This is a genomic window from Kribbella sp. NPDC058245, assembly GCF_042882005.1.
In the GTDB taxonomy this organism is placed as follows: Bacteria; Actinomycetota; Actinomycetes; order Propionibacteriales; family Kribbellaceae; genus Kribbella.
In genome coordinates this window covers 1-23,915 of sequence record NZ_JBHVWY010000032.1, presented here as the reverse complement: position 1 = coordinate 23,915, position 23,915 = coordinate 1, and the positions used below count along the sequence as shown (strand labels likewise).

The 23,915-nt window shown below is 67.6% G+C and carries 23 protein-coding genes and 1 tRNA gene; 10 read left to right on the top strand and 14 right to left on the bottom strand.

Annotation, left to right across the window (positions count from 1 at the left end; translation table 11 throughout):
* Positions 1–120 precede the first annotated feature (120 nt).
* On the top strand, positions 121–1,125 hold the full coding sequence (locus tag ACFVWG_RS41130) for a LacI family DNA-binding transcriptional regulator (protein ID WP_391548976.1): 1,005 nt from the start codon (positions 121–123) through the stop codon (positions 1,123–1,125).
* Positions 1,126–1,283: 158 nt separating this feature from the next.
* Here the strand turns inward: ACFVWG_RS41130 and ACFVWG_RS41125 are convergent, their stop codons facing one another.
* Positions 1,284–4,187 (bottom strand): M36 family metallopeptidase, encoded by a 2,904-nt coding sequence (locus tag ACFVWG_RS41125; RefSeq protein ID WP_391548975.1) that lies wholly within the window; start codon positions 4,185–4,187, stop codon positions 1,284–1,286.
* 227 nt (positions 4,188–4,414) lie between these two features.
* The gene (locus tag ACFVWG_RS41120; protein ID WP_391548974.1) at positions 4,415–5,617 is read right to left on the bottom strand and encodes a hypothetical protein; all 1,203 of its coding nucleotides are present in this window, start codon (positions 5,615–5,617) and stop codon (positions 4,415–4,417) included.
* Between the two features lie 249 nt (positions 5,618–5,866).
* Between ACFVWG_RS41120 and ACFVWG_RS41115 the strand changes: the two genes are divergently transcribed.
* Positions 5,867–6,352 (top strand): hypothetical protein, encoded by a 486-nt coding sequence (locus tag ACFVWG_RS41115; protein ID WP_391548973.1) that lies wholly within the window; start codon positions 5,867–5,869, stop codon positions 6,350–6,352.
* Between the two features lie 47 nt (positions 6,353–6,399).
* On the opposite strand, the gene ACFVWG_RS41110 is transcribed toward ACFVWG_RS41115, so the two are convergent.
* Both ACFVWG_RS41110 and adh read right to left on the bottom strand, forming a co-directional pair.
* Positions 6,400–6,759, bottom strand: coding sequence for a DUF779 domain-containing protein (locus tag ACFVWG_RS41110; RefSeq protein WP_391548972.1), 360 nt, complete (start codon positions 6,757–6,759; stop codon positions 6,400–6,402).
* A gap of 20 nt (positions 6,760–6,779) precedes the next feature.
* Positions 6,780–8,303 carry an aldehyde dehydrogenase gene (gene adh / locus ACFVWG_RS41105; protein ID WP_391548971.1) on the bottom strand — a complete coding sequence of 508 codons (1,524 nt, stop codon included), beginning with the start codon at positions 8,301–8,303 and terminating at the stop codon, positions 6,780–6,782.
* An 82-nt stretch (positions 8,304–8,385) separates the two neighbouring features.
* On the opposite strand from adh, the gene ACFVWG_RS41100 reads away from it, so the two are divergent.
* From ACFVWG_RS41100 to ACFVWG_RS41090, 3 genes are all read left to right on the top strand, one after another.
* On the top strand, positions 8,386–9,837 hold the full coding sequence (locus ACFVWG_RS41100) for a GAF domain-containing protein (protein ID WP_391548970.1): 1,452 nt from the start codon (positions 8,386–8,388) through the stop codon (positions 9,835–9,837).
* Positions 9,838–9,946: 109 nt separating this feature from the next.
* Positions 9,947–12,097 carry a (Fe-S)-binding protein gene (locus tag ACFVWG_RS41095; RefSeq protein WP_391548969.1) on the top strand — a complete coding sequence of 717 codons (2,151 nt, stop codon included), beginning with the start codon at positions 9,947–9,949 and terminating at the stop codon, positions 12,095–12,097.
* A 100-nt stretch (positions 12,098–12,197) separates the two neighbouring features.
* The gene (locus tag ACFVWG_RS41090; RefSeq protein ID WP_391548968.1) at positions 12,198–12,992 is read left to right on the top strand and encodes a hypothetical protein; all 795 of its coding nucleotides are present in this window, start codon (positions 12,198–12,200) and stop codon (positions 12,990–12,992) included.
* Here ACFVWG_RS41090 and ACFVWG_RS41085 read toward each other — a convergent pair.
* Positions 12,989–13,783 (bottom strand): SDR family NAD(P)-dependent oxidoreductase, encoded by a 795-nt coding sequence (locus ACFVWG_RS41085; RefSeq protein WP_391548967.1) that lies wholly within the window; start codon positions 13,781–13,783, stop codon positions 12,989–12,991. The two genes, ACFVWG_RS41090 and ACFVWG_RS41085, sit on opposite strands and share 4 nt — an antisense overlap.
* 100 nt (positions 13,784–13,883) lie before the next feature.
* Here ACFVWG_RS41085 and ACFVWG_RS41080 point away from each other — a divergent pair, with 100 nt between their 5' ends.
* The 4 genes from ACFVWG_RS41080 to ACFVWG_RS41065 all read left to right on the top strand — a co-directional run bounded on the left by ACFVWG_RS41080 (position 13,884) and on the right by ACFVWG_RS41065 (position 17,451).
* Positions 13,884–14,648, top strand: a complete 765-nt coding sequence (locus ACFVWG_RS41080) for a hypothetical protein (RefSeq protein ID WP_391548966.1) — start codon at positions 13,884–13,886, stop codon at positions 14,646–14,648.
* The gene (locus ACFVWG_RS41075) at positions 14,645–15,490 is read left to right on the top strand and encodes a DUF4097 domain-containing protein (protein ID WP_391548965.1); all 846 of its coding nucleotides are present in this window, start codon (positions 14,645–14,647) and stop codon (positions 15,488–15,490) included. Before ACFVWG_RS41080 ends, ACFVWG_RS41075 begins: the two co-directional genes overlap by 4 nt.
* 104 nt (positions 15,491–15,594) lie before the next feature.
* Complete coding sequence (locus ACFVWG_RS41070) at positions 15,595–15,828, top strand: hypothetical protein (protein ID WP_391548964.1); 234 nt, start codon at positions 15,595–15,597, stop codon at positions 15,826–15,828.
* A gap of 108 nt (positions 15,829–15,936) precedes the next feature.
* Entirely contained in the window at positions 15,937–17,451 is a 1,515-nt protein-coding gene (locus tag ACFVWG_RS41065; RefSeq protein WP_391548963.1) for a hypothetical protein, read from the top strand.
* A gap of 71 nt (positions 17,452–17,522) precedes the next feature.
* On the opposite strand, the gene dcd is transcribed toward ACFVWG_RS41065, so the two are convergent.
* Entirely contained in the window at positions 17,523–18,098 is a 576-nt protein-coding gene (dcd, locus tag ACFVWG_RS41060) for a dCTP deaminase (protein WP_391548962.1), read from the bottom strand.
* A gap of 117 nt (positions 18,099–18,215) precedes the next feature.
* Positions 18,216–18,656: a MarR family transcriptional regulator gene (locus ACFVWG_RS41055; RefSeq protein WP_355459913.1), complete on the bottom strand. Its 441-nt coding sequence runs from the start codon at positions 18,654–18,656 to the stop codon at positions 18,216–18,218.
* A gap of 336 nt (positions 18,657–18,992) precedes the next feature.
* Between ACFVWG_RS41055 and ACFVWG_RS41050 the strand changes: the two genes are divergently transcribed.
* Positions 18,993–19,066: transfer RNA gene (locus ACFVWG_RS41050), tRNA-Gly, on the top strand.
* Positions 19,067–19,145: 79 nt separating this feature from the next.
* On the opposite strand, the gene ACFVWG_RS41045 is transcribed toward ACFVWG_RS41050, so the two are convergent.
* Genes ACFVWG_RS41045 through ACFVWG_RS41015 form a run of 7 tightly spaced genes read right to left on the bottom strand, consistent with a single transcriptional unit; the run spans position 19,146 to position 23,816 of the window.
* On the bottom strand, positions 19,146–20,312 hold the full coding sequence (locus tag ACFVWG_RS41045; protein ID WP_391548960.1) for a tyrosine-type recombinase/integrase: 1,167 nt from the start codon (positions 20,310–20,312) through the stop codon (positions 19,146–19,148).
* Positions 20,312–20,596 carry an excisionase family DNA-binding protein gene (locus ACFVWG_RS41040; protein ID WP_391548958.1) on the bottom strand — a complete coding sequence of 95 codons (285 nt, stop codon included), beginning with the start codon at positions 20,594–20,596 and terminating at the stop codon, positions 20,312–20,314. Before ACFVWG_RS41040 ends, ACFVWG_RS41045 begins: the two co-directional genes overlap by 1 nt.
* Entirely contained in the window at positions 20,593–21,903 is a 1,311-nt protein-coding gene (locus ACFVWG_RS41035; RefSeq protein ID WP_391548957.1) for a DUF3631 domain-containing protein, read from the bottom strand. The genes ACFVWG_RS41040 and ACFVWG_RS41035 overlap by 4 nt, the downstream gene beginning before the upstream one ends.
* The gene (locus tag ACFVWG_RS41030; RefSeq protein WP_391548956.1) at positions 21,900–22,772 is read right to left on the bottom strand and encodes a bifunctional DNA primase/polymerase; all 873 of its coding nucleotides are present in this window, start codon (positions 22,770–22,772) and stop codon (positions 21,900–21,902) included. The genes ACFVWG_RS41035 and ACFVWG_RS41030 overlap by 4 nt, the downstream gene beginning before the upstream one ends.
* Entirely contained in the window at positions 22,769–23,014 is a 246-nt protein-coding gene (locus ACFVWG_RS41025) for a hypothetical protein (RefSeq protein ID WP_391548955.1), read from the bottom strand. The genes ACFVWG_RS41030 and ACFVWG_RS41025 overlap by 4 nt, the downstream gene beginning before the upstream one ends.
* A 23-nt stretch (positions 23,015–23,037) precedes the next feature.
* Complete coding sequence (locus tag ACFVWG_RS41020; RefSeq protein WP_391548953.1) at positions 23,038–23,460, bottom strand: RRQRL motif-containing zinc-binding protein; 423 nt, start codon at positions 23,458–23,460, stop codon at positions 23,038–23,040.
* A complete protein-coding gene (locus ACFVWG_RS41015) occupies positions 23,460–23,816 on the bottom strand; it encodes a hypothetical protein (protein ID WP_391548951.1) in 357 nt (118 codons plus the stop codon). Before ACFVWG_RS41015 ends, ACFVWG_RS41020 begins: the two co-directional genes overlap by 1 nt.
* Positions 23,817–23,915: the final 99 nt, after the last annotated feature.

Genomic DNA, 23,915 nt, shown 5'->3' with positions numbered 1-23,915 from the left:
GGGTACCTGATCGGCCAGGCTTCTTTGATCAGATTGAAGCGCTTCAGTAGTTATAGAGTGAAGCGCTTCAAAGCCCTGCTTGTCAAGTTTTTGTCCATGCCTCGGGCTAGGGTTCAAGGCATGTCCGGAAGCCGACGGCCGACCCTCAAAGACATCGCGGCCGACACCGGCCTGTCGATGGCGGCGGTCTCCTACGCGCTGCGCGGCCTGCACGGCACCCCGGAGACGCGGCAGCGGGTCCAGGAGGCGGCCGAACGGCTCGGCTACCAGGCCGACCCAGTGGCCCGCGCTCTCGCCTCGGGCCGCAGCGGCTCCATCGGCGTACTGTGCGCGTCCCTCGAAGACCTCTGGCAGCAGCGCCTCGCGGCCGCCCTCGGTCGCGAGCTGCTCGCCCCGGACCGGAACGCGTGGATCATCGACTCCGCCGGAGACGCCGGCCGCCAACTCGAGCTGGCCCAGCACCTGGTCGACCACCGCGCCGACGCGATCGTGGTGATCCCGATCGACCCCTCCGCGCCGGGATGGGCGACGATCGCCGAGCAGGCGCCGGTGATCGCGATCGGTGACGCGCTGCCCGGAGCGAAGGCGAAGTCCGAGGTCGTCTTCGACAACGAGACGGGGGTCAGTACGGCGCTGCGCCGGCTGGCCGACGCCGGCCACCGCGAGGTCGCCGTCCTCAGCCCGACCCTCCGCGCCGAGATCGACCGCCCGGCCGAAGAGATCGCGCACCGGATCGCCGTCGACCTCAAGCTCAAGATCCGCATCCTGCAGTGCCCGCACGACCTTCCCGGCGCCACCGCCGTGGCTCGCACGCTGCTCACCAGCACCCCGCGCCCGACCGGCGTCCTCGCGCTCGCCGACTCGATGGCCTTCGGTGTGTATGCCGCCAGCCGCGAGCTCGGCCTCCGCGTCCCGGAAGATCTGTCCCTGCTCGGCTACGACGACCAGCCGCTCTCCCAGCTGCTCACGCCACCGCTGTCCAGCTTCCACTGGCCCCTGGACGACCTGGTCACCGACGTCGTGGCCCGCGTCACCGCCACGGTCGACACCAACCGCCGGGTTCGCCGGACCACCGTCGTACCGACTCTCATCGAGCGCGGCTCGGTCGCCGCTCCGCCCACCTGAGCGGAGCGGCGACCGACCGTTCCCAGCATCCACCCCTCGAAACTAAACCAAGTCACTACACTTACTTGCCCGGTCTCACTCTGTGATACCGCGTCCGGGCAACGAAAAACCGGCCGGGCACTGTGCCCGGCCGGTTCTCGAGGGGGTACTGCGGGGGACTACTTGGTGCCGAAGACCTGGAGTTCGGTCATGTCGGTGAAGCGGCAGCCGCCGAAGGCGCCGGCCGGGCAGTTGTTCGCGAAGTCCGGAACCTGCGGGCTCAGCATGGTGAACCGGACGTACTGCACGTTGCCGGCGTTGGCCGTCGGGGCGAGCTCGGTGAACTTGCCGCGGTTCGCGGCGGTGAACTCACCTTCCTGGGCGGTGGCCCAGGTCTGGCCGTCGGCCGACGTCTCGATCCGGTACTTACCGGTCGAGGCGCTGCCCGGGTCGCCGCAGGTGTTGGACGGGTCGACCGAGAACTTGGTCACCGTGACCGGGGACGACAGCTTGATGTCGACGTGCTTGGGGATCATCACGTTGGTCGGCGTACCGGCGTTGTCACCGGTGGTGCTGCCCCAGCCGGTGCCCTGGCTGCTGTTGATCGCGTACGCCGGCCCACACTGCGGGCTGAAGTCCGGACCGTTGAAGCCGACCACCGAGGCGCCACCCGAGCTGGCCGCCCAGTTGTGCCGCGGCGAGAAGTTGGCCGCCGTACCGCCGGCCTTGACCGTCAGCGCGGTGGTCAGCACCTCGTAGCCCGCGCCGGAGACGACGAACTTGCCGTAGGTACCGGGCGCGACGCCGGTGATCTTGTACTGGCCGGCCGCGTCCGTCGTCGCGGCGTAGTCACCCGCGAAGCCGGAGGCGTGACCGCCGACGAAGACCAGTGCGCCGGCCACCGGAGCGCCGGTGTCCTTGTCCTTCACGACACCGGTGACCGAGGTCGTGGCACCCGTCGGGGGCTTGTGGAAGTCCTCGATCGGGAAGGCGTCGCCACCGTCGATGACGCCGGCGAACCAGCCCATGCCGCGGTTGGCGAAGACCTGCCAGATGATGCCGGCGTTCTTGCCGCCGCTGGCGACCAGGTCGGCCTGCACGATCGCGTTGCGCATGTCGAGCATGGTCGGGTCGGCCGGCGAGAGCTCCATCGCGCGGGTGATGATGCTCAGCGCGTAGGCACGACCGAAGCGCTCGCGCAGGTCCCACAGGGTCTGGGCCCAGAGCTCACCGGAAGCGTGCACCTCGGGCGCACCACCGATGGTCGGGAAGTCGCCGTAGGTGTAGCCACCCTTCGAACCGTCGGGCTGGACGCAGTTCGCGCTGACGGCCTTCACGCGGCAGTCGATCGCCTGGGTGCGGAACAGCTCGCCGTGCGAGACGTACTTACCCTCGAGGATCTCACCGGGAGCGGTGGTGTCCTTCTCGAGGTTGTGCGAGACCAGGTAGTCCATCGCGTAGAAGTCGCTCCACGCCTCGCCCATCGAGCCGGCCTGGATGCTGTTCAGCGTCGAGTTGCCGGTGGCGTCGACCACGAGACGGTTCGACAGACCGTGGGTGTACTCGTGGTACAGGATGCTGGCGTCGTTCGCCGAGCTGCTCGGCACGTAGCCGCCGCTCGGGTCCTGGAACAGGTACATCTGCATGGTCGGCGGGGTGCCGTCCGGCGGGGTGTTCATGTTCGCGTTGTTCATGTGGTTGGCGTCCGGGCCACCGTTGGCGGCGGTCGCGGCACCGTCCAGCGCGTTCAGGTGCACCGGGTCACCGCCCGCGGCGTCGAACGAGCCGGCCGCCGGGGTGAAGCTGATCGGCGGCTTGGCCAGCCAGTCGTGGAAGTTGCTGGCCAGGTAGAAGCCGTTGGTGACGTCCTGGTTCATGTTCGTCTTCCAGGAGTCCGGCTTGGCCGGGTCCCAGGTGCAGATGAACGCCGCCGAGCAGAACGACGACGCGCTCTGGAACGGCACCAGCTTGTACTCCGCACCGGTCTTGGTGCCCGGGACCTTGACGGTCTCGCCGGCGTTCGGCTGGTTGTCGTCGTTGATGTCGGCCCAGGCCGCCACCGAGGTGCCGTCGAGCAGCGACTTCGCGGTCTTCGGCAGCCACTTGTTGTAGATCAGGTTCTCGACGCGCTGCGTGCCGCCGCTCGGGGCTCCCGGGTAGTTGTCCTGCACCAGGGCGTCGCCGTTACCGGCGCTGGACAGGTCGCGCCGGTACAGCAGGTCGCCGGTCTGCGCGTCGATGACGTGCGTGTAGACCTTCGTACCGCCCGCGTTCACGTACGTCGACCACGCCTTGCGCAGGCCGTCCGCGGTGTGGAACCACACCTGCTGGGCGGTGTCACCGTTGCTCCAGGTGACCTCGTTGCCGGCGGTCTTCGCGCTGGCCGCGGCCGCCGTACCGTCGATGTCCTTGGCAGCGGTGTCGCGAGCCGTGCCGGCCGAAACAGCCGGGGCGGCCGAGCGGGCAGCGGCCTGGCTGGTCAGACCGGACACAGGCGAGCCCATGATCGAGATCAGCTCACCGTGCTTGGTGACGTTGGCCTTCAGACCGTTACCGAAGACCTCGGTGCCGTCGACGACCTGGGACCAGAAGATGTGGTGCGTGCCGAGGTCGTCGACGTAGTCCTTGCGCAGCTTCAGCGTGGCCAGGTCGGCGGCGCTGAGCTTGAAGACATCCGAGTGCGCCTTCACGTACGACAGCGCGACGTCGGTCGCCTTCTTGCCACTGCGGCCGGTCAGGAAACCGTTCAGCTTGGTCACCTGCGCCGGCGTACCGGTGTTGGCGTCCAACTCGACGACACCCTGGGTGCCGAGCGAGTTGCGGAACTTCTTCGACGCGGCGGACTCCTTGCCGGCCACCTTGGCGGCGCGGGCGTAGGTCGTCTTCGCATTCGGCGTCCGGGCGTCGTAGTTGCCCTTCCGCTCCTTGCTCAGGTTCTTCTCGGCCGAGGCGGCCTTGCCTTCGCCGGGACCGGCGGACGGTGCCGCGGTGGCGGCACCTCCTGCGGCGGTCACGGCCAGGACCGTGGCGGCCGAGACCGCGGTGACTGCCAGCAGCCCCCGCCGTCTACGTGAATAGGTCACAGAAACGCTCCAGAAAATGTCGTCAGCGCGGATCGCCCTCCGCGACCCGGTCCGCGCCCGACCTTAAACGCCGATCCGGTACCGGGGAAGAGATATCCCCGGAATGACGCGGAGACGAGGGTTGTCCTTCGTGAGCGGAACATTACTCAGGACGTTGCCGAAAAGGACGCAACTGAGCGGGCGGACCCCAATCGCGGTAGGGGTCCGCCCGCTCGTCTAGAGGGTGCTCAGAACGCGCCTGCTCCGTTCGGAGTACCCAGGCCGGTCGGCCCGTCCCAGCCGGTGCGTGCGTTGCACCACTGGGTTGTCGGGCAGCTGCCGTTGCTGCCACTGGTCACGTCGAACAGCGAGCCCGGGTGTGCGTAGGGCAGTGCGTTCGCGTAGCCGGCGGTGTTGCCGGACAGTGCGTAGACCGCGGCAATGATCGGCGCGGCCTCGCTGGTCCCACCGAACTGTGCCCAGGTCGAGGCGGTCTTGCTGGTCGGGTAGTAGATCGCCATCCCGCCCTTGCCCGGGTCGGCCGCCGCGGAGACGTCAGCCATGGCTCGCTTCGAGCAGCCGGTACCGAACGACGACGCCGCGCTCAAGGCCGTGTTGTACGTCGAGCAACCCGAACCGGCTCCGCTCCACACAGACTCGCTCCAGCCGCGAGAGTTGCTCGCGGCAACCAGCGAGGTCCCGCCAACAGCCGTCGTGTACGACGAGGAGGCCGGGTAGCTGCCACCCTGGTAACCGTCGTCACCGGTCGACGCGGTGACCGCGATGCCCGGGTGGTTGTAGTACGCGCCGTAGTCGCTGTCGGAGGCGTCGCCGCCGCCGTAGCTGTTGGAGATGGCAACTACACCGGCCTGCTTGGCGGCCGTCTGTACGGCGGTGCCGAGGTCGGCGAAGCTGGCCGACTTGGCTTGTACGACGACGATCTTGGCGTCCGGCGCTGCGGCCGAGACCGCGTCGACATCGAGTGCCTGCTCACCGGCCCAGCCGACATTGAACGTCGGCAGGGTGGTCCCGCCGGTCTGGTTGATCACCCGCAGGCAGCCGTTGGCCGTCGTACAGGCGGAAAGACCGAACTGCGAGCGGTAGACGCCGAGGTCGCGCTCCAGGTTCGGGTAGCCGTACGCGTCGACGATCGCGACCGTGCGGCCGCCGGCGCTGAGTCCGTTCAGTTTGTACGCGTCGCGCAGGCCGGTCGGGGTGAGACCGGTGGCGGGCGGTGCGGCCGACTTGGGCGCGAGCCCGTTGGTGTCGACCAGCTTGATCGCGTGGCAGGTCGCGGTGTGCTTGGCCGTGGTGGTCGAGCACACCTGCGCCGCGTGCTTGCCCGCGGTGTAGGGGGTGATCGGGGCCGCGTAGGCCCCTGTTGCTGCGGTCAGTCCCGCGACGGCCAGTACGCCGGCGCCCAGGGCGGACACGAGATTCCGTTGCCTCAACAGAACTCCTCGAGTGGGCAGGTCACCACCTGCGAACCAGATCGGAAGGGCGGTGACCGACAGTTGGTTGGTGCTCGAAATCGTCCGCCCGGTCACCGAGCGGAAGCCAGCGATTACGCCCCTGACAAATGTCATGGGCGCACCCGTGACAGCCGCCCCGAAACGCCGCGATTTTCCCCGTCAGGACGGCGTTCTGCCTGATCGGGAAATCATTGAAGGATTCCCCGCGTCTTTGCCGACAATGGGCGAATGGCACTGACTGATCGCGCCCACGCCCTGCAAACCGAAGCTCACGAGCTGTTCGCGCAACTCGACCTCGGTACGGCGTTCCCGTGGTCGTCGACGTTGATCGGCAGCGCCCTGTCGGGGCTGATGGTGACGCGCGATCTGGACGTCATGTTCGACGCACCCGATGCCACCGCGACCACCGTGCTGACCGGCCTCACCACACTGGGCGGACGGGTCGAGCTCGAGTCGATCGACTTCCGCGACGAGCGTGGGGACCGGCGGCCCACCCCGGCAATCACCGACGAGCGGTACTACGCCGTACTGCACACGGCGGACTGGAAGATCGACCTGACCTTCTGGCTGCACGTGGTCGAGCGGCCGCAGGTCGCGCACGCGCGCCGGGTGAGCGAGTGCACGGACGAGCAGCGGCGCACGATCCTGCGGCTCAAGGACGAGCTGCGCGGATCCGACAGCAGCACGATCTACAACGCCGTACTGGAGCTGTGAAAGAGTGCCGGCCGCCCGGCAACGCCACCGGACGGTCGGCACCCGCTTCAGAGGAGTCCCAAGGCCTCGGACTCTTTGTCGGTGAAGAGGCGCGAGCGGATCAGGAAGCGGACGCCCTCCGGGGCCTCCACCGAGAATCCGCTGCCGCGCCCCTTCACGACATCGACGGTGAGCTGGGTGTGCTTCCAGTACTCGTACTGATCGGCCGACATCCAGAACCCGATCGGCCTCTCGAGCTCCTCGACCATGAGGTCGCCGAGGTGCACGTCGGCCGGTCCGGTCCGGAACTCGCCGTCCGGGAAACACATCGGGGAACTGCCGTCGCAGCACCCGCCCGACTGATGGAACATCAGCGGGCCATGCATCTCGGTGAGCCGGCGGAGCAGCTCCGCCGCCGACTCACTCAACAGAACTTTGTCGACCACGATCAGAAGAACCCGAGCTTGTCCGGGCTGTAGCTGACCAGCAGGTTCTTGGTCTGCTGGTAGTGGTCGAGCATCATCTTGTGGTTCTCGCGGCCGATGCCGGAGTTCTTGTAGCCGCCGAACGCCGCATGCGCCGGGTAGGCGTGGTAGCAGTTCGTCCAGACGCGGCCGGCCTGGATCTCGCGACCCGCCCGGTACGCCGTGTTGATGTCGCGCGACCAGACGCCGGCCCCGAGGCCGTACAGGGTGTCGTTCGCGATCTTCATCGCGTCGGCGTAGTCGTCGAAGCGGGTGACCGAGACGACCGGACCGAAGATCTCCTCCTGGAAGATCCGCATCTTGTTGTCGCCCTCGAAGATCGTCGGCTGGACGTAGTAGCCGCCGCTCAGGTCGCCACCGAGGTCGGACTTCTCGCCACCGGTGATCACCTTCGCGCCCTCGGCCTTGCCGATGTCGATGTAGGCGAGGATCTTCTCGTACTGGTCGTTGCTGGCCTGGGCGCCGATCATCGTGTCGGTGTCCAGCGGGTTGCCGGTCTTGATCGCCTGCGTCCGCGCGGTGGCGTCGCCGAGGAACTGGTCGTAGATCGTCGACTGGATCAGCGCCCGCGACGGGCAGGTGCAGACCTCGCCCTGGTTCAGCGCGAACATCGTGAAGCCCTCGAGCGCCTTGTCGTAGAACGCGTCGTTGGACGCGGCCACGTCGTCGAAGAAGATGTTCGGGCTCTTGCCGCCGAGCTCCAGCGTCACCGGGATGATGTTGTCCGAGGCGTACTGCATGATGAGCCGGCCGGTCGTGGTCTCACCAGTGAACGCGACCTTGGCAATTCTGTTGCTAGAGGCAAGCGGTTTGCCGGCCTCGACGCCGAATCCGTTGACCACGTTCAGCACGCCGGGCGGCAGCAGGTCCGCGACCAGCTCGAGCCAGACGTGGATCGAGGCCGGGGTCTGCTCGGCCGGCTTCAGCACGATCGCGTTGCCGGCCGCGAGCGCGGGTGCCAGCTTCCAGACGGCCATCAGGATCGGGAAGTTCCACGGGATGATCTGCGCGACCACGCCGAGCGGCTCGTGGAAGTGGTAGGCGATCGTGTCGTCGTCGATGACCGAGACGGAACCCTCCTGGGCCCGCAACGCACCGGCGAAGTAGCGGAAGTGATCGATCGCGAGTGGGATGTCGGCGGCCAGCGTCTCGCGCACCGCCTTGCCGTTGTCCCAGGCCTCGGCGACCGCGAGCAGTTCGAGGTTCGCCTCCATCCGGTCCGCGATCTTGTTCAGGATGTTGGCCCGTTCGGCCGGTGAGGTGCGGCCCCAGGCCGGCGCGGCGCCGTGGGCGGCGTCGAGGGCCAGCTCGACGTCGTCCGACGTACCGCGGGCGATCTCGGTGAAGTTCGCCCCGGTGATCGGGGTCGGGTTCTCGAAGTATCCGCCCTTGGCGGGCGGCACCCACTCACCACCGATGAAGTGGTCGTAGCGCGATTTGTAGGTGACCGGGCTTCCATCCTGCCCAGGAGCTGCGAAGATCGTCATAGGTCCTCCTTGGGATACCTGACGTGGACCGGAATCTACGGAGCGCGACGTTGCATCGACGTTGCACCGACGAGGTGAGGCGATGGACGCGGCGGATGAGGCGCGCCGGTTGAGTGCGCTGTACGACGAGGTGCTCGGTGGTCACCGGGTGCCGGGAGCGCCACGCCCTCTTGTCGCTGCGTCCTGGCAGCGATCGCTCGCCGCCGCGGTCGACCCGGACCTGGATTCCCCACCGGTGGTCGTCGACAACGAACTGTTGGAGGCGGTCCGGGCCAACCATCCGCTGCGGGCCGTCCTGCCGGTGCTGCGGCAGACGCTGACGACGATCGCCGACGAGGCGTCGCACATCATGATCATCACCGACGCCCAGGGGATGATCCTGTGGCGCGAAGGAGCAGCCGCCGTACGGCGTCAGGCCGATCGGATCGCCTTGTCCGAAGGGGCGGTGTGGTCCGAGGACCAGATCGGTACCAACGGCATGGGGACGGCGCTAGCCACCGGACAGCCGGTGCAGATCCACTCAGCCGAACACCTGGTCCGCCGCATCCACGAGTGGACCTGCGCAGCCGCACCCGTGCACGACCCGGACACCGGCAAGCTGATCGGTGCGGTTGACGTCTCCGGTCCGCTCCGCACTGTTCATCCCGCGATGGTCGCGTTGGTGACAGCGGCCGCCCAGCTCGCCGAAGGCCAGCTGCGGGTGCGGATGGCCGCAGCCGACGAGATGCTGCGCGCCCGCAACATGCAGCACCTGGTCGCGCTCGGCGACTCCCCGGGCGCGCTGCTCACCCCGAGCGGCCGCGTGCTGGCAGTTCAACCGCTCGAATGGCTACCGGATCGGCTGATCGTGCCGACCGACACCGACCGGGTCGAGCTCGGCGACGGCCGCGAGGGTTTGATCGAGCAGCTCGACGAGGGCTATCTGCTCCGCATCCCCGGTACGCCGATCCGCCGTACCCGACCGTCGTTGCGGTTGAAGCTGCTCGGCGCCGGCCAGCCACTCGCCGTCGTCGGCGGCCGCGAGATCAACCTGACCTTGCGGCGGGCCGAAGTATTGACGCTGCTTCTCCTACATCCCGCCGGGCTGACCGCCGATCAGTTGATGCTCCAGTTGTACGGCGACGAGGGCAACCCGACGACCGTCCGTGCGGAGATGCACCGGCTGCGGAACGTGCTCGGTGGCGGCGTCCTCGACACCAAGCCCTACCGGATCATCGCGGACGTCACCGGCGACATCACCGACGTACAGGCTGCTCTGCGCCGCGGCGACGTTCGCGCAGCCCTCGACCTGTACGCCGGTCCGCTACTGGCCAGATCCGACGCACCCGCGGTTCGCGCCGAGCGTGACGAGCTCGACGCCACGCTGCGCCGGGCCGCACTCTCCTCCGCAGACCCCGAGTTGCTGTGGCGGTTCGCGCTGACATCGGGTGGCGCCGAGGACCTCGAAGTCTTCGAGACCCTGGCCGTCATCCTGGCCGCTGCCGACCCGCGCCGCCCAGTCGTCGCCGCCCGCCTCGACCGCCTGGCCGAGTGATCAAGGTAACGAAGGGTTGCCTGTGCGGCACGAGTGAGACGGGACACGCTGGCGTGACGATTGCCGCATCACCATGACTCACCAGTAACCAACCAATAACATCGCTGGTATGCAGATCCTCGCCATCATCGTCTCGCTCGCGATCGCGACCGTCGGCGTCGCGTTGTTCGGCAAGACGATCGGGCACATGGTGTCCGTCATCAAACTGGGTCAGCCCGCTCCCGGCCGCACCGATCAGCCGGGCCGGCGCAGCGTGACCCTGGCCAAGGAAACCCTGGGCCACACCCGGATGTTGCAGTGGAGCCACATCGGCATCCTGCACTGGTTCGTCGCGTTCGGGTTCCTCGGTCTGGTGCTCAGCCTGGTGACCGCGTTCGGCCAGCTGTTCGACGCACACTTCGCGCTGCCGCTGATCGGGCACTGGTTCGTCTTCGAGTGGGTGAGCGAGTTCCTCACCTGGACCGGTCTGGTCTCGATCATCGGGCTGATGGCGATCCGGCTGGGCGCGCTGCCGCGCGGCGAGAAGGGCCGGTACAGCCGGTTCTTCGGGTCCACGGCCTGGCAGGCGTACTACGTCGAGTACACGATCCTCGGCGTACTGATCTGCATCCTGCTGCTCCGCGGCCTGGAGTACTCGCTCGGCGGCGGGACCAAGTTCCACTTCCCCAGCACGTTCTTCGTCGGGGACGCGTTGTTCGGCGGGCTGTCCGAGCACGCGCTGGAGAACACCGTCTACCTGGTGGCGATGGTCAAGATCCTGATCTCGTTCGCGTGGATGATCACCATCTCGCTGAACGCGACGATGGGCGTGGCCTGGCACCGGTTCACCGCCTGGCCGAACATCTGGTTCAAGCGCAAGGCCGACGGCGGTACGGCGCTCGGCGCGCTGCAGCCGATCATGGTCAAGGGTCAGCCGATCGACTTCGAGAACATCGAGGAGCTCGACGAGGACGCGGCGCTGGGTGTCGGCAAGATCGAGGACTTCACCTGGAAGGGCCTGCTCGACTTCACCACCTGCACCGAGTGCGGTCGTTGCCAGTCGCAGTGCCCGGCCTGGAACACCGACAAGCCGCTGTCGCCGAAGCTCATCATGATGGGACTGCGCGAGCACGCGTATGCCAAAGCGCCGTACCTGCTGGCCTCTTCGGATGACGAGCGCAAGTCGCTGTCACAGCTGGTGCTCGACGAGCAGGAGAAGCCGCTGGTCGGTCCGGCCGACGTCGCGGTCATCGACGAAGAGGCGTTGTGGGCCTGTACGTCGTGCGGCGCCTGCGTGCAGCAGTGTCCGGTCGACATCGAGCACGTGGACGCGATCATGGACATGCGCCGCTACCAGGTACTGATCGAGTCGTCGTTCCCGTCCGAGCTCAACGGACTGTTCAAGGGCCTGGAGAACAAGGGCAACCCGTGGAACATGAGCCCGTCCGGCCGGATGGACTGGGCCAAGGACCTGCCGTTCGAGGTCAAGCAGGTCGGAACTGACGTCGAGACGCTGGCCGAGGTCGAGTACCTGTTCTGGGTCGGTTGCGCGGGTGCCTACGAGGACCGCGCGAAGAAGACCACGCAGGCCGTGGCCGAACTACTCAACATCGCCGGCGTTTCGTTTGCAGTGCTCGGTGATGGCGAGACGTGTACCGGTGATCCGGCGCGACGCTCCGGCAACGAGTTCGTCTTCCAGCAGCTGGCGATGCAGAACGCGGAGGTCTTCAAGGAGACCGGCGCCAAGAAGGTCGTCTCCACCTGCGCCCACTGCTTCAACACCTTGAAGAACGAGTACTCGCAGCTCGGCGTCGAGCTCGACGTCATCCACCACACGCAGCTGCTGAACCGGCTCGTCCGTGAAGGCAAGCTGACCCCGGTCGCTCCGGCCGACAGCACGCTGAACGGCCAGAAGATCACCTACCACGACCCGTGCTACCTGGGTCGCCACAACCAGGTGTACGACGCCCCGCGCGAACTGCTCGACATCATCCCCGGCGCCGAGTACGCCGAGATGCCGCGGAACAAGACGAAGTCGTTCTGCTGTGGTGCCGGTGGTGCCCGGATGTGGATGGAAGAGAAGATCGGCACCCGGATCAACGTCAACCGCACCACCGAAGCCGTCGAGACCGGCGCCGACAAGATCGCCACCGGCTGCCCGTTCTGCCGCGTGATGCTGTCCGACGGCCTCACCGCCAAGCAGGCCGACGGCTCCGCCCGCGAAGAGGTCGAGGTCCAGGACGTCGCCCAGCTCCTGCTCGCGTCCGTGAAACGTGGCTGAGTAGCAAGGCCCGCATTGCAGCAACGTGCAATTCTCTTCCTCGTCAGGTGGTTCGGACCTTAGGATCCGAGGTTTGAACCACCTGGGAGGGAACCGCATCATGAAGTTCCGTGCCGCCGTCGCCACGGCCGCCGTCGTACCGCTCGCCCTAGGCCTGGCCGCCTGCGGCGGCAGCGACAAGCCCGCCGCTGCCCCGCCCGCACCGGTCCCGGCACCCACCACCGTTGAGGCGCAGAAGGCCGTCGCCACCACCCCGCCGCCGCCGGTCCGCCTCAACCGCACGACATTCGTCCCCGCCATGAACGCCGCCTTGGCGAAGCAGAAGTCCTGGCGCACCTCCCTCCAGCTGCAGGTCCGCTATCAGACGGTGCTGACCAGCGAGGGCGTTCAGACCTTCAAGCCCGCGGCGATGTCGCTGACGATGTCCGGCACGGCCTTCAAGGGCAAGACGGCCAAGATCATTTTCGTCAAGGGCAACGGCTACGCCTCGATCCCCGGCGTCACCCCGGCCGGGAAATACGCCAAGTTCAAGTCCGGCAAGGTCGCCCAGCTCGACCAGCTGCTCGAGAACGGCGACCCGACCAGGACGTTCAAGTCGTTCGACAAGGCCCTGGTCGGCGTCAAGTACATCGGCGAGAACCGGATGGCCGGGATGTGGATGGAGCGGTACGAGGTCACGCTGAACACCGCGAAGGCGTTCGCCGCGCAGGGCAGGAAGGTGCCCAAGGGAATGCCCGCGACGATCATGTACACGATGTGGATGGACAAGTCCCATCTGATGCGCCGGATGGAGCTCGAACTCAACTACGGCTTCACGTCCACGGTGATGACGATGTCCGACTACAACAAGCCGGTGAAGATCACGCCGCCGCCGGCGAGCAAGATCGTCAACTAGCGCAGGTGTGAAGCGCCGTTGAAGTCGAGGACGGCGCCGGAGGACCACCCGGCCGGGGAGGATGCCAGCCAGTGAATGGCTTCGGCGACTTCCTCGGCCGTTGCGGTCCGGTTGAAGGGGCTCTGGGCGCGGATGGCGTCGCCGCCGGGGCCGGCCAGGAAGTCGACGGTCATGTCGGTGGCGATGAAACCGGGCGCGATTGACGTCACGGTGATGTCATGTGGCGCCAGCGAGACGGCAAGTGACTGCCCCAGCGCATGCAAACCCGCCTTCGAAGCCCCGTACGCCGGTACGTCGGGCTCGCCGCGGTAGGCGCCCCGCGATCCCACATTGACGATCGCACCTCGCCGTACCCCCTCGGCAGGCTCGATATCGAGCATTTGCCGAGCCACGCACCACGTCACGTGCGCCGCCCCCTCCAGGTTGACTGCGAGGGTCCGCCGCCAGGCTGCGACCCATTCGTCGTACGACGTCTCTGCCAGCGGGTGACCGAATCGCCGCGACCCCGCCACCGGCTCGTCGACGTACAGGGCAGCATTGTTCACCAGGACGTCGATGCGCCCGAGCAACCGGGCTGATTCCTCAACCAGGGAAGGGATTGCGGCCGGATCGCCAAGATCCGCAGCCACCACCGCATGCCCGTCGCCGGGCAGTCCGGCGCGCACTTCTTCCGCTCGCTCGACAGCGCCGCGGCAGTGCAGGACCACCCGGTCACCACCCTGCGCGAAGGCCATCGCCGTGGCGGCTCCGACCCCGCGCGATGCGCCGGTCACGAGTACTCCTCTGGACACGCTGCCTCCCTTGGTTGACGTCCCCCTATTCTGCCCCTGACGCCGTCATGACATCAGATGGGGTTGCCAGTGACGTCACGATGACGTCATAGTTGGCGTCATGGAACTTGACCACTACCTCGAGTCGGTGCGACGGAGCGTGGAGAACGCGACCGCCCTGGCCGACGACCAGACTCGCTCCGTGGCCCAGCGCCTCGGAGCCACGCTGGATGACGCGGGCCGCCTGGCCCTCATCTCAGCCCTGTCCGACGCGGCCGGGGAGATCAGCCGTGAGCTGTCCCCCGGTTCGGTCGAGCTCCGGATGGCCGGTGGCCGTCCCGAGTTCGTGGTCACGCCGGCTCCCAGCCAGCTGACCGGTCCCGATGACACGGACGACGAACTGGACGACGACGACACCGCGGTCACCGACCTGACCCCGGAGGCCGACGAGCCGACCGCGCGGATCACGCTGCGGCTGCCGATGTCGGTGAAGAACAAGGTCGACGAGGCCGCGACCGCCGAGGGCATCTCCTCGAACGCGTGGCTGATGCGCACGGTGATGATGTCGCTGGGCGGCCGTAGCCGACCGGGTGACCCCCGCCCGCCGCGTCCCCCGCGCCCGCCGCGCGCTGGAATGTTCGGCCCGGACGGACCGCTCGGTCCCGACGGCCCGCTCGGACCTGACGGTGTCTTCGGCCCGGACGGTGTGTTCGGACCCGACGGCCCGTTCGGTGAGGGCGGCGTCTTCGGCAACGACCGCGGCCGCCGCGAGCGGGACGCCCGGCGCGACGAGCGCCGCGCGGAGGCCGAGCGCCGCCGCGAAGAGAAAGACCGCCGCCGGGGTGGCCGCGGACCGAACAACCGATTCCAGGGATGGGCACAATGAGCGGCTTCACCAGTCAGTTGATCGCCGGCGACGGCGAACTCGAGCTGACCCGGGCGCGGATCGAGATCGGCTCCGGTCAGGTCCTGCTCGTCCCGGCCGACGGCGATCAGACGATCGTCGACCTCGAGGTCGAGGACGGCACCGAAGAGGACGTCATCTACACGGTCGAGGACGGTGAGCTGGTCGTCGAGCTGCGTAAGGGCGGCCGCTACAGCACCCGTCGCGGCCCCGAGATCCACGTCCGGATCTCCACTCCGGCAGTCCTGGATCTGCGCGCCAAGACCGGCTCCGGCGACATCACCGCGCACGTTCCGCTGGGCACCGCACGGTTGTCCACCGGTTCCGGCGACATCCAGCTCGAGAGCGTGCAGGGCGACCTCGCGGTCAGCACCGGCAGCGGTGACGTCCGGGCAGTCTCAGTGGCTGGCGTGACGAAGGGTGGCACCGGCTCGGGTTCGATCGACATCGGCACCGCAGCGGCGATCGGGGTCAGCACCGGCTCCGGTGACGTCCGGATCGGTGACGCGGCCGGACCGGCCAGCGTCAAGGTCGGCTCGGGTGACATCACCATCGAGCGGGTCCAGGACCACTCGGTCGCCACCTCCGGTTCCGGTGACGTCACGGTCGAGGTGGCCGACGGACCGAGCGTTCAGGCCGAGACGGCCAACGGTGATGTCCGCGTCGGAGTACCCGACGGCATCCCGACGTACCTGGACCTGAAGACGGTCACCGGGCAGATCCGCTGTGAGCTGGAGCCCGGTCAGAAGCCCGAGGCGGGCGAGCGCTCGCTGACTCTGCGGGCCCGCACCGTCACCGGCGACGTCACCGTCGTCAAGGTCTGACCCACCGCCCTGCCAGAGGTTCCGCCGGCATCGGTCCGGCGGGACCTGGGCGAAGCACTGCCAAAAACTCATCAGCACGGGGACACATCAAGGGGAGTACGGACATGATCACCGAACACCAAGAGGTCGCCCGTTATCGCGTCGCCGAGCAGGTTCGCGCCGCCGAGAACCGCGCCCTGCTGCACGAGAACGACGAGACCGACAGCGGCCCCCGGCACGGCCTGGCGATCGCGCTGCGCCGGCTGGCCGACAAGCTCGAGCCGATGACCGCCGGCGCCTCGCAGGCCCGGCACGCCCGCCCCGAACACCGCGGTACCGGCCTCTCGGTCGTCCGCTGACGGTTGCGTTGCAGCTTGGTGCAACGCCTGTGGATAACCACGATCGGACCCCAGGGACGCTGCTAGGTTTCAAGCGATCATTTCGCTTCACTTGGGGAGAGAGCAAGAATGCAGCGTCCGACAGCCAAGGCCGTCGCCACCGGCGCCGCCCTGCTGATCCTGCTGGCCGGCTGCGGCGGCAAGGACGACAGCAAGGGCAGCGACGCACCCAAGAGTGCTGACACACCAGGCACTCCCGCGCCCCCGCCTGTCGCATCTTTCGACCCGCCCAGGGGCCTCACCGCCGTCGCGGCGTACGGCGTCCCGACCGACAAGGCCGCCGGTGAGGACACCACGCTGTCGGCAGGCATGGTCGGACAGACCGCTCTCGTCGCCGGCAAGGCCGGTCTGACCGGTCGCAACATCGCCGGCCAGCACGACCCGTTCACGGTGCTGTCGACCGAGAAGCCCGACACCATCACGACCAACGACCACAGCGACGTGATGCCGGTCCAGCTCGACGGCAAGGACGTCGCGGCGATCGCCTACACCCAGACCGACAAGGGCAACGGCACCCAGAAGGCCAAGGGCCAGGTCGTCATCCAGTGGATCGACGCTACCGACGGCAAGAAGGTCGCCGAAGTGACGGCGGACCTGACCGAGAAGTTCGGCCCCGGCACCGTCGTCGGTTCCGTGGGCAGCCAGGCCTACGACCCCGCGACCGGACAGGTCGCGATCGGGCTGAGCGCGAACGGCGACAACGCGGACAAGGAAGGCAGCCGGAGCTTCACCGTCTACGCCGACCCGAAGACGCAGAAGGCGAATGTCGTTCCCTTCATCGTCCCCGCCGGTCTGCTGAACGGCACGCTCGTCGGCGCGAAGGCCTCGAACTCCGAAGGCGCGCACGACGGCACGATCGTCCAGTACGACGGCGCCACCGGCAAGATCAGCAAGCAGATCCCCACCAAGATGGACTATCTGACACCGTCCGCCGGCGGCAGCAAGCACGCCTACCTGAACGGCTCGGCGTACGTGCCGAACTCGAAGTCCATGGTCTACACGTTCAACAGCGGCATGTACTCCGTGGACATCGCGACCGGAACATTGGTCGGCGAGACGAAGTCGACGCTCGGCACCGAGAAGGCGTACGGGTTCACCTGCCTCGCTGACCAAGCCACCGCCGTGGTCTGCAGCACCGGCCAGAACATGGGCACCGAAGAGATCATCGGCATCGACGACAGCACCGGCAAGAAGGTCTGGGGCTACAACAAGAACTCGGCCAGCCGGGTGGTTCCCGTCATCACCGGCGCCTTCCACGGCGTCGTCTACGGCAAGGCGCAGGACCAGCCGGTGATGCTCGACGCCAAGACCGGCGCAGACATCCCACAGCCCTCGACAGCGCCGAGCACGACGCCGTCGACCAGCGTCACGCCGACCCACGACGGCAACGTCACTCCGTCGTCCGGCACCCCGGGCCAGGACGTCGGATCCATGTTCGGCTCGGACATGTCCCTGTACGACCCGAAGCTGGGGACGCCGGCGCCGACCGCCATCACGCCGTACGGCGCCACCTATCTGCAGGACGACATGGGTGACTCCTACGACACCGACATGATCCTGATCGCGATGAAGCCGACCGCCTGATCCACCAGCACCGCGAAGGCCCCCACGGATGACGTCCGCGGGGGCCTTTCACGCACTGCGTCGTACCAGGATCAGATGTCGGTGCGGTGGAACTTCTGGTAGGAGCGCGACGGCGTCGGGCCGCGCTGGCCCTGGTAGCGGGAGCCGTACTTGGCCGAGCCGTACGGGTGCTCGGCCGGCGAGGAGAGCCGGAAGAAGCAGAGCTGGCCGATCTTCATCCCGGGCCAGAGCTTGATCGGCAGCGTCGCGACGTTCGACAGCTCCAGCGTCACGTGCCCGGAGAAACCGGGGTCGATGAAGCCGGCCGTGGAGTGCGTGAGCAGGCCGAGCCGCCCCAGCGAGGACTTGCCCTCCAGCCGGGCCGCGACGTCGTCGGGCAGCGTCACCATCTCGTACGTCGACCCGAGCACGAACTCGCCCGGGTGCAGGATGAACGGCTCATCACCCTCCGGCTCGACCTCACGGGTCAGGTCGGGCTGTTCCTCGGCCGGGTCGATGTGCGGGTACCGGTGGTTCTCGAAGACCCGGAAGAACCGGTCCAGCCGTACGTCGACACTCGACGGCTGCACCATCGCAGCGTCGAAGGGTTCCAGCTGGACGCGCTTGGCGTCGAGCTCGGACAGGATGTCGCGGTCGGAGAGCAGCACGACAGGAAGCCTAGCGTGCCGCTCTCCACCCGGACATCACCTCAGTGGGCCGGCGGTGGACCGTCCGGAGCCCTCAGCTCCCCGGCGAGACCCAACTCCTATGCCTGAGGCAACGAACTAGTCGGACAGCTTGTTGAACTTCGACACCTGGGTGGCGAAGGTCTTCACCTGCGCCGGCGACCAGTCCTTGAGCAGGTCCTCGATCACCTTGTGCCGCTTCTTCCGGGCTGCGGCGAGCTTGCGCTTGCCGGCCGCGGTCAGCGTCAGCAGGGTCGCTCGCGCGTCGGTCTTGTCGGCGGCCCGCTTCAGCAGGCCCTCCTCCTCGAGACGCGCGCAGGCCCGGCTGACCGGTCCCTTGTCCACCTCGAGCGCTGCCACCAGGTCGGCCATCCGCACCGGCGCCAGCTCCTCGACATGGTTGAGCAACGCGTACTGCGCCGGCTCCAGGTCAGGATGCGCCTCGTCGGACAGCGTCCGCTGCAGACCGCGCAGCCGCCGTGCCAACGTGACGAGCTCCTTCTCCAGGTTCTCCAGCGCGTCACTCGTGTCTGTTGCCACCGTTCACCCCTTCATCCAGTTGCCCCGCAACCATCTTGTCCGGTCCCGGCCAGGACCGCATCCTCACGTTGCGTCGAATGTTGCCCCCGGCAACGCGTTCTAATCTGCCAGAAGATGCCGGGCCTGCCCAGCCCTTGGACCTGCCCTTTGTGGAAAACTGCCCAGCATTCCCCCGCGCCAACCGTCCGCGGACCCCTTTTCGATGCATCCGGCATCAACTCGCCGGCATTCCGCTGACCGCGCAACAACCGCCTCGGTCCGGCGCGCCGGACCCACCATGCCGCTGCCCCCACCCATCGGTTATGCTTTCTCCGCTCGTCCGAACAGGCGATGCGCGCGGGTGTAGTTCAATGGCAGAACATCAGCTTCCCAAGCTGACAGTGCGAGTTCGATTCTCGTCACCCGCTCCACGAGAAAACGCCAGGTCAGAGGCTAGTTCCTGACCTGGCGTTCTGTCGTCTCAGCGTCTCTCCGGCGCGTCCGTGCCCGTTACGTGCCCGTCAGAGCCGGAACCGCACCGCCGTCGTCCTCGTCCGGGCCTTCCAGCGCCGTGCCGTTGAGATCGGCGATCAAATGTTCTGACATCCGCTCGGCAAGCTCTCGCTGTCGACTGTCGCGGGTGTGGATGTATCGGACAGCAGCTCTCGTGCTCGCGTGCCCCATCCGCTGCATCAGGTCGGCGAGAGTCGCGCCAGATTCAGCCGCCCAGTTGTTCCCCGTGTGTCGCAGGTCATGGAAGTGCAGAGTGAGTGGAAGCTCCGCAGCAAGGAGAGCCTTCCGCCATGGGCGCTGGAAGTTCGACCGGCGGAGTAGCGCACCCTTTGCACCGGTGAATACGAACGCGTCAGGTCCCGGCTTCACGTACAGCTCGAAGTGCATTCGGAGGTCCTCAGTGACCAGATCGGGAAGGTAGATCTCACGCATGCCGGCATCCGACTTCGGCGGCCCAATCCGCAGCGCGCCGGTCGGCAGCTCCAACGCCGCCTGACGAACCTTGACGACTCCCCTGGTCAGGCTGACATCTCGCCTTTGCAAGCCCGCGAGTTCGCCGAACCGCATGCTGCCCATTGCGGCCAGAAGGATCAGCGCACGGAACCGGGGCTCAATTGACCTGGTGAGCCGGTGAACCTCCAGCAGGGTCAGGATCGGCCGCTCGGGACTCTTCTCGGACGACGCGCCCTTGATGTAGCAGGGATTGAACTCCAGCATTCTGTCCTCCACAGCCGTTCCCAGGATCGAGCGCAGCAGGCGATATGCCTTTGCGGTGGTGACGGGCCCCAATCCCCCGTCTAGCAGCGTCTTCCTCCAGGCGCGCAGTTCGGGCGGCGTGAGCTCGTTAAGCGGTCGTTTGCCGATGTGCGGCTTGATGTGATTGCGGAGTAGGCCGTTGTACAGAACCAGCGTCTTCGGACGGAGGCCCGGGCGTTCGTTGATCCAGCTCTCCGCGAACTCCTCAAGCGGGGTCGCCGCGCGGGCAGGATCGAACCACCGCTTGCTGAGGATCTCCGCTTCCTTGTTGGTCAACCACACCGCCGCGTCGGTCTTGTTCGCGAAGGTGTTGGGCGCGGGCCGGTCAATTCCATCGGGGCCGGGGTAGCGGGCCTGCCAACGGCCGGAGGAGAGTTTCCGGACCCGGCCGAAACGTCGCTTCGCCATCAGGCAACCTTCCTCTCGAAGCCGACGCGAAACGGCTGCACGGTGTTCGCGTCGATCAATTCACGGATCGCAGATTCAGGGATGCGCACCAACCGGCCGATACGGACGAATCGGATTCGGCGCTCCGCGATGAGGCGGCGGGGGAACCGGACACCACTGGTGTTGAAGGTGCCGAGCATGATGGCTGCCTCCTCGACATCCAGCAGTCGGTCAGAGTCGGTCGTTGATGTCGGCAACGTCGTTCTCCTCGGGGTCGTGATGTGGTTCGTCGTGGTCGTACTCATGCGGTCTCGCGGGTCAGGTCGTCGGTGCCGAAGAGGGCAGGAACAGCTCTCGGGCCCCAAGCCGTCCCAGCCGTCCCAGCCGTTGCATCGCAGGTCAGGCCCGGGACGGCTTGAGGTGCTGGGACGGCTTGAGCCGTCCCAGTGAGGGAAGCCGTCCCCGTGCTGACCTGGGCGGGGACGCCTGGGACGGCTGGGACGCCTTCCTCTCCGGCGGTCGTGGTGGGCTCTGGGCAGTAACGGCTCCACGCATCGGCGAAGTCGGTTCGGGTGTAGCCCTTGGCCTGCCCGGTGGTGAACCGGATGTTGCTGGACCGAATCTCGAAGTCCCGCAGCAAGTTGCCCAGCTTCATCGCGCTCAGCCCGTTCGGGCCGTAGGTCGCCCACGGCGCTTCACTGTCACCCTTGAGCCGGTCGAGCAGTTCAGCGGTGGGCAGGGCGTCGGCGTCTTGGAAGGCGCTACGGCAGTCGCTCAGGAGACGCGTGTGCAGCGAGGCCTCGTCGCCCGCGTCGCGGTCGCTGGTGAGCGCCACAGCGGCTTTCCGGGCGGCCCGTGGCCACTGGCCGCCCGCCAGGTCGGCAACGGCGATCATCGGCTCCCACGTGTCGGCTGCACGGTCTTCCACCGGCATGTCCGGTGCGGCGTCCGTCAGCTCGTCCATGTGGGCTTTGAGCCACCGGTTCAACTCGTCGCGCAGCACATCGAGTTCCGGCCCGTCGCGGCGCACCCGGTATGGCTGGACGGACTCCCCCGGCGCGCGCCGACGCATCCGGATCACGGCCGCCCGATCCTCGATCGTGTCCGGCATGGTCCCGATGCCAGCAAGGGCCGCCATAGCGAAGGTTTGGAGGTGCTCCACATCGTCTCGGGCAGCGCTGTAGCGGATCGTGTGACGGCCTCGCTGGTGCCCTGCGTTCAGCAGGCCCCGCAGGTCCTCGTTATCGCCCGCCTTGGCCCCAAAGATCGTGTCGGCCTCATCGATCAGCAAGGTGGGCGGGTCGCTGGGCTTTTTCGAGATCGACCGATAGACCGCCGACGGAGACGCGTTGGTGGTCATCAGCGGCCGATGACACATGCCCTCGATCATGTCCAGCAGCCGCGACTTCCCACACCGCTTCTCCGGTGCCCGGATCACGAGCCGGGGCGCGCAGTTCCAGGCCGGTACGGCGTGAGAGGCAGCGATCCACAACACCACGGCGATCAGTGCCGACGTGCTGGGCAAGATCACGTACCGGGTGATAGTGCGCGCTACATCGTCTAGCAGTTCGGCACCGTCGACCGGTTCGAGCTCGGTGTCTGGGGTGGTCATGCGGCAATCCCTTCGTCACGGAAGCCACCGGTGATGGCGGCTGTGATGTCGCGGGCGGTCTGTTCGACTTCCTGCCCCACAGCGGTCAGCACGGCGACGGCTTCGCCCTGGTCGATCGCCCCCGCGAGGACCATTCGCGCGATGCCTCTGGACGCGCCGTAGAGGGTCGTCCGGCGTCGCCCCTCGGGTGCGTTGCGCACCGCATTGAGGTGCGAGGTGAGCAGGCGTTGCGGGTGGGAGATGCCCCCCGCGCTGCGGGTTGGTGCCTCGGGACGGACGACGGGAGATTTGGCCGGCGCGGGTGGCTGGCATGCGTCGATCAGCGGCGGGGGCATCTCAACGGGCTCGGTCCGGTCGGCGGCCCACTGGTAGGGGCGGTGGGTGCGGTGATGGATCGAGGGCGGGAGTACGACGTATCCGCCGTCGGCCTTGATGTCGATCCCGCGCCGATTCGGCATCGGCCGCGACGCGATCTCGTGGCCGGGGTGGCGGTAGTACAGGTGCTGCCCGAGCGAACCGGTGAGGACCCACAGCGTGCGCGGCACCAGCTGGCAGCGCACGAGTTCGGCGAGGCTGTCAGCTCCCCCGTGTGCGGGGTCTACGTCGACCACCACGAGGCCAGAGGCAGCGCCGGTGCGTACGGCGAGCTGTCCCCCCGGCACGGCGTCCACGATCGCTGCGACGCAGTCGGGGTCGGTGGTAGCGGCGTAGAACCCGTGGCAGGTCAGGTGCCCGCAGTTCGCGGGGTCGTGCGGGTTGTCGTGGCAGTCATCGCAGTTGGCAACCGGCCGCTTGGAACGTCCGAGCATGAACACCGGCCAGCCACGTCCGGCCGCGTCCAGTGCGGCGGCCATCATTGGCGTGGTCATTCGCCGCTCCAGTGGTCGCCGTTGCGGACCTTGCGCCACTTGGCGCGGGAGGTGCAGAACGCGTGGGTGTCCCCGGAGGTGTCGCGGATCTTGATCCACCAGCAGGGCTCGTAGTGGGGCTTGCCATTGACGATGGTTTGGTGGGTGCGCTGGTCCTTCTCCACGACCGTTCCGGTCGGCCCGCATCCCGTGGCGACGGCCAGGACGAGCGCGGCGAGGGTGGTGGTGATGAGTCGGTTCATCGGTGGTTCCTCCTCGAGGTGGGTTAGGCGGCGGTCGTGTAGCTGGCGGCGTCGATGCAGTCCAGGCACCGGCCGTCAGAGGTCGGGATGCAGTAGGTCTGCTTCTGGTGGCACTGCCCGCAGGTCCGGCGGGCGGCCATGGCCTTGTCCAGGGCGTTGAGCTTGGCCGGGCTAGCGGGCTGGGATGGCTTGGCGAGATCGAGCCGGTAGAGCCATGCCCAGCGCTTGCCCTTGCGCCACACGAGAAGCGCGTACGGTTCCTGACCGCCAGGACACATCCGCATCGCGCGGAGCTGGCGGCGGGTGGCCAGACCGCCGGGTGCCCAGCGGAACTTGAACACCGGTGTCCCGTGGAAGTCCCAGCCCAGCGCGTACTTGCCGTTCCACAGCTCAACCCAGATCGACCGGGCCGGGTGCAGACTCAGACCGTCCAGCGGCGCGGCCATCACTTGCCGCCCTTGCTGGTCGAGTTCTGCCCGGCTCCCCGGACAGCACGGATGTGGTTGATGACGTGCCGTCCGAGCCGGACCCGCAGCCCGCTCCCCTGGCACTTGCCGCAATGCCGGTACGCCCGTCCGAACGGGGACTTGAACTTGCCGACGCCCTTGCAGCGGCGGCACTTGCCGAACGGCCAGATCAGGCAGGTCAGCAGGTAGAACCAGACCACGATGGTCACGATGAGTAGGACTGCGGCGACCTGTCCGGCGGTGTGTGCGGTGGCGGTGAGGGTAGCGACGGCGCCGAGCTGGTCGCTACCGTGGGTAGCGGGGATGGGGATAGCGGTAGCGGCGTGGGACAGCATGGGGAGCCTCCAACGGGCTGTTTTTGGGCGTGAGGAGCCGTGGCCGCTACCCGCTACGCGGGAAAGAACGGCCTGGTCAGATACGGGTTGCGGGGTAGC

What these genes read in the sequence shown, in the direction of transcription:
- ACFVWG_RS41030 (WP_391548956.1), bottom strand. Translation starts at nt 22,772, where the DNA reads ATGACCACGCCAATGATGGCCGCCGCACTGGACGCGGCCGGACGTGGC.
- ACFVWG_RS41070 (WP_391548964.1), top strand. Translation starts at nt 15,595, where the DNA reads ATGATCACCGAACACCAAGAGGTCGCCCGTTATCGCGTCGCCGAGCAG.
- adh (WP_391548971.1), bottom strand. Translation starts at nt 8,303, where the DNA reads ATGACGATCTTCGCAGCTCCTGGGCAGGATGGAAGCCCGGTCACCTAC.
- ACFVWG_RS41020 (WP_391548953.1), bottom strand. Translation starts at nt 23,460, where the DNA reads ATGGCCGCGCCGCTGGACGGTCTGAGTCTGCACCCGGCCCGGTCGATC.
- ACFVWG_RS41095 (WP_391548969.1), top strand. Translation starts at nt 9,947, where the DNA reads ATGCAGATCCTCGCCATCATCGTCTCGCTCGCGATCGCGACCGTCGGC.
- ACFVWG_RS41115 (WP_391548973.1), top strand. Translation starts at nt 5,867, where the DNA reads ATGGCACTGACTGATCGCGCCCACGCCCTGCAAACCGAAGCTCACGAG.
- ACFVWG_RS41090 (WP_391548968.1), top strand. Translation starts at nt 12,198, where the DNA reads ATGAAGTTCCGTGCCGCCGTCGCCACGGCCGCCGTCGTACCGCTCGCC.
- ACFVWG_RS41025 (WP_391548955.1), bottom strand. Translation starts at nt 23,014, where the DNA reads ATGAACCGACTCATCACCACCACCCTCGCCGCGCTCGTCCTGGCCGTC.
- ACFVWG_RS41040 (WP_391548958.1), bottom strand. Translation starts at nt 20,596, where the DNA reads ATGAGTACGACCACGACGAACCACATCACGACCCCGAGGAGAACGACG.
- ACFVWG_RS41045 (WP_391548960.1), bottom strand. Translation starts at nt 20,312, where the DNA reads ATGGCGAAGCGACGTTTCGGCCGGGTCCGGAAACTCTCCTCCGGCCGT.
- ACFVWG_RS41100 (WP_391548970.1), top strand. Translation starts at nt 8,386, where the DNA reads ATGGACGCGGCGGATGAGGCGCGCCGGTTGAGTGCGCTGTACGACGAG.
- ACFVWG_RS41065 (WP_391548963.1), top strand. Translation starts at nt 15,937, where the DNA reads ATGCAGCGTCCGACAGCCAAGGCCGTCGCCACCGGCGCCGCCCTGCTG.
- ACFVWG_RS41035 (WP_391548957.1), bottom strand. Translation starts at nt 21,903, where the DNA reads ATGACCACCCCAGACACCGAGCTCGAACCGGTCGACGGTGCCGAACTG.
- ACFVWG_RS41075 (WP_391548965.1), top strand. Translation starts at nt 14,645, where the DNA reads ATGAGCGGCTTCACCAGTCAGTTGATCGCCGGCGACGGCGAACTCGAG.
- ACFVWG_RS41015 (WP_391548951.1), bottom strand. Translation starts at nt 23,816, where the DNA reads ATGCTGTCCCACGCCGCTACCGCTATCCCCATCCCCGCTACCCACGGT.
- ACFVWG_RS41080 (WP_391548966.1), top strand. Translation starts at nt 13,884, where the DNA reads ATGGAACTTGACCACTACCTCGAGTCGGTGCGACGGAGCGTGGAGAAC.
- ACFVWG_RS41130 (WP_391548976.1), top strand. Translation starts at nt 121, where the DNA reads ATGTCCGGAAGCCGACGGCCGACCCTCAAAGACATCGCGGCCGACACC.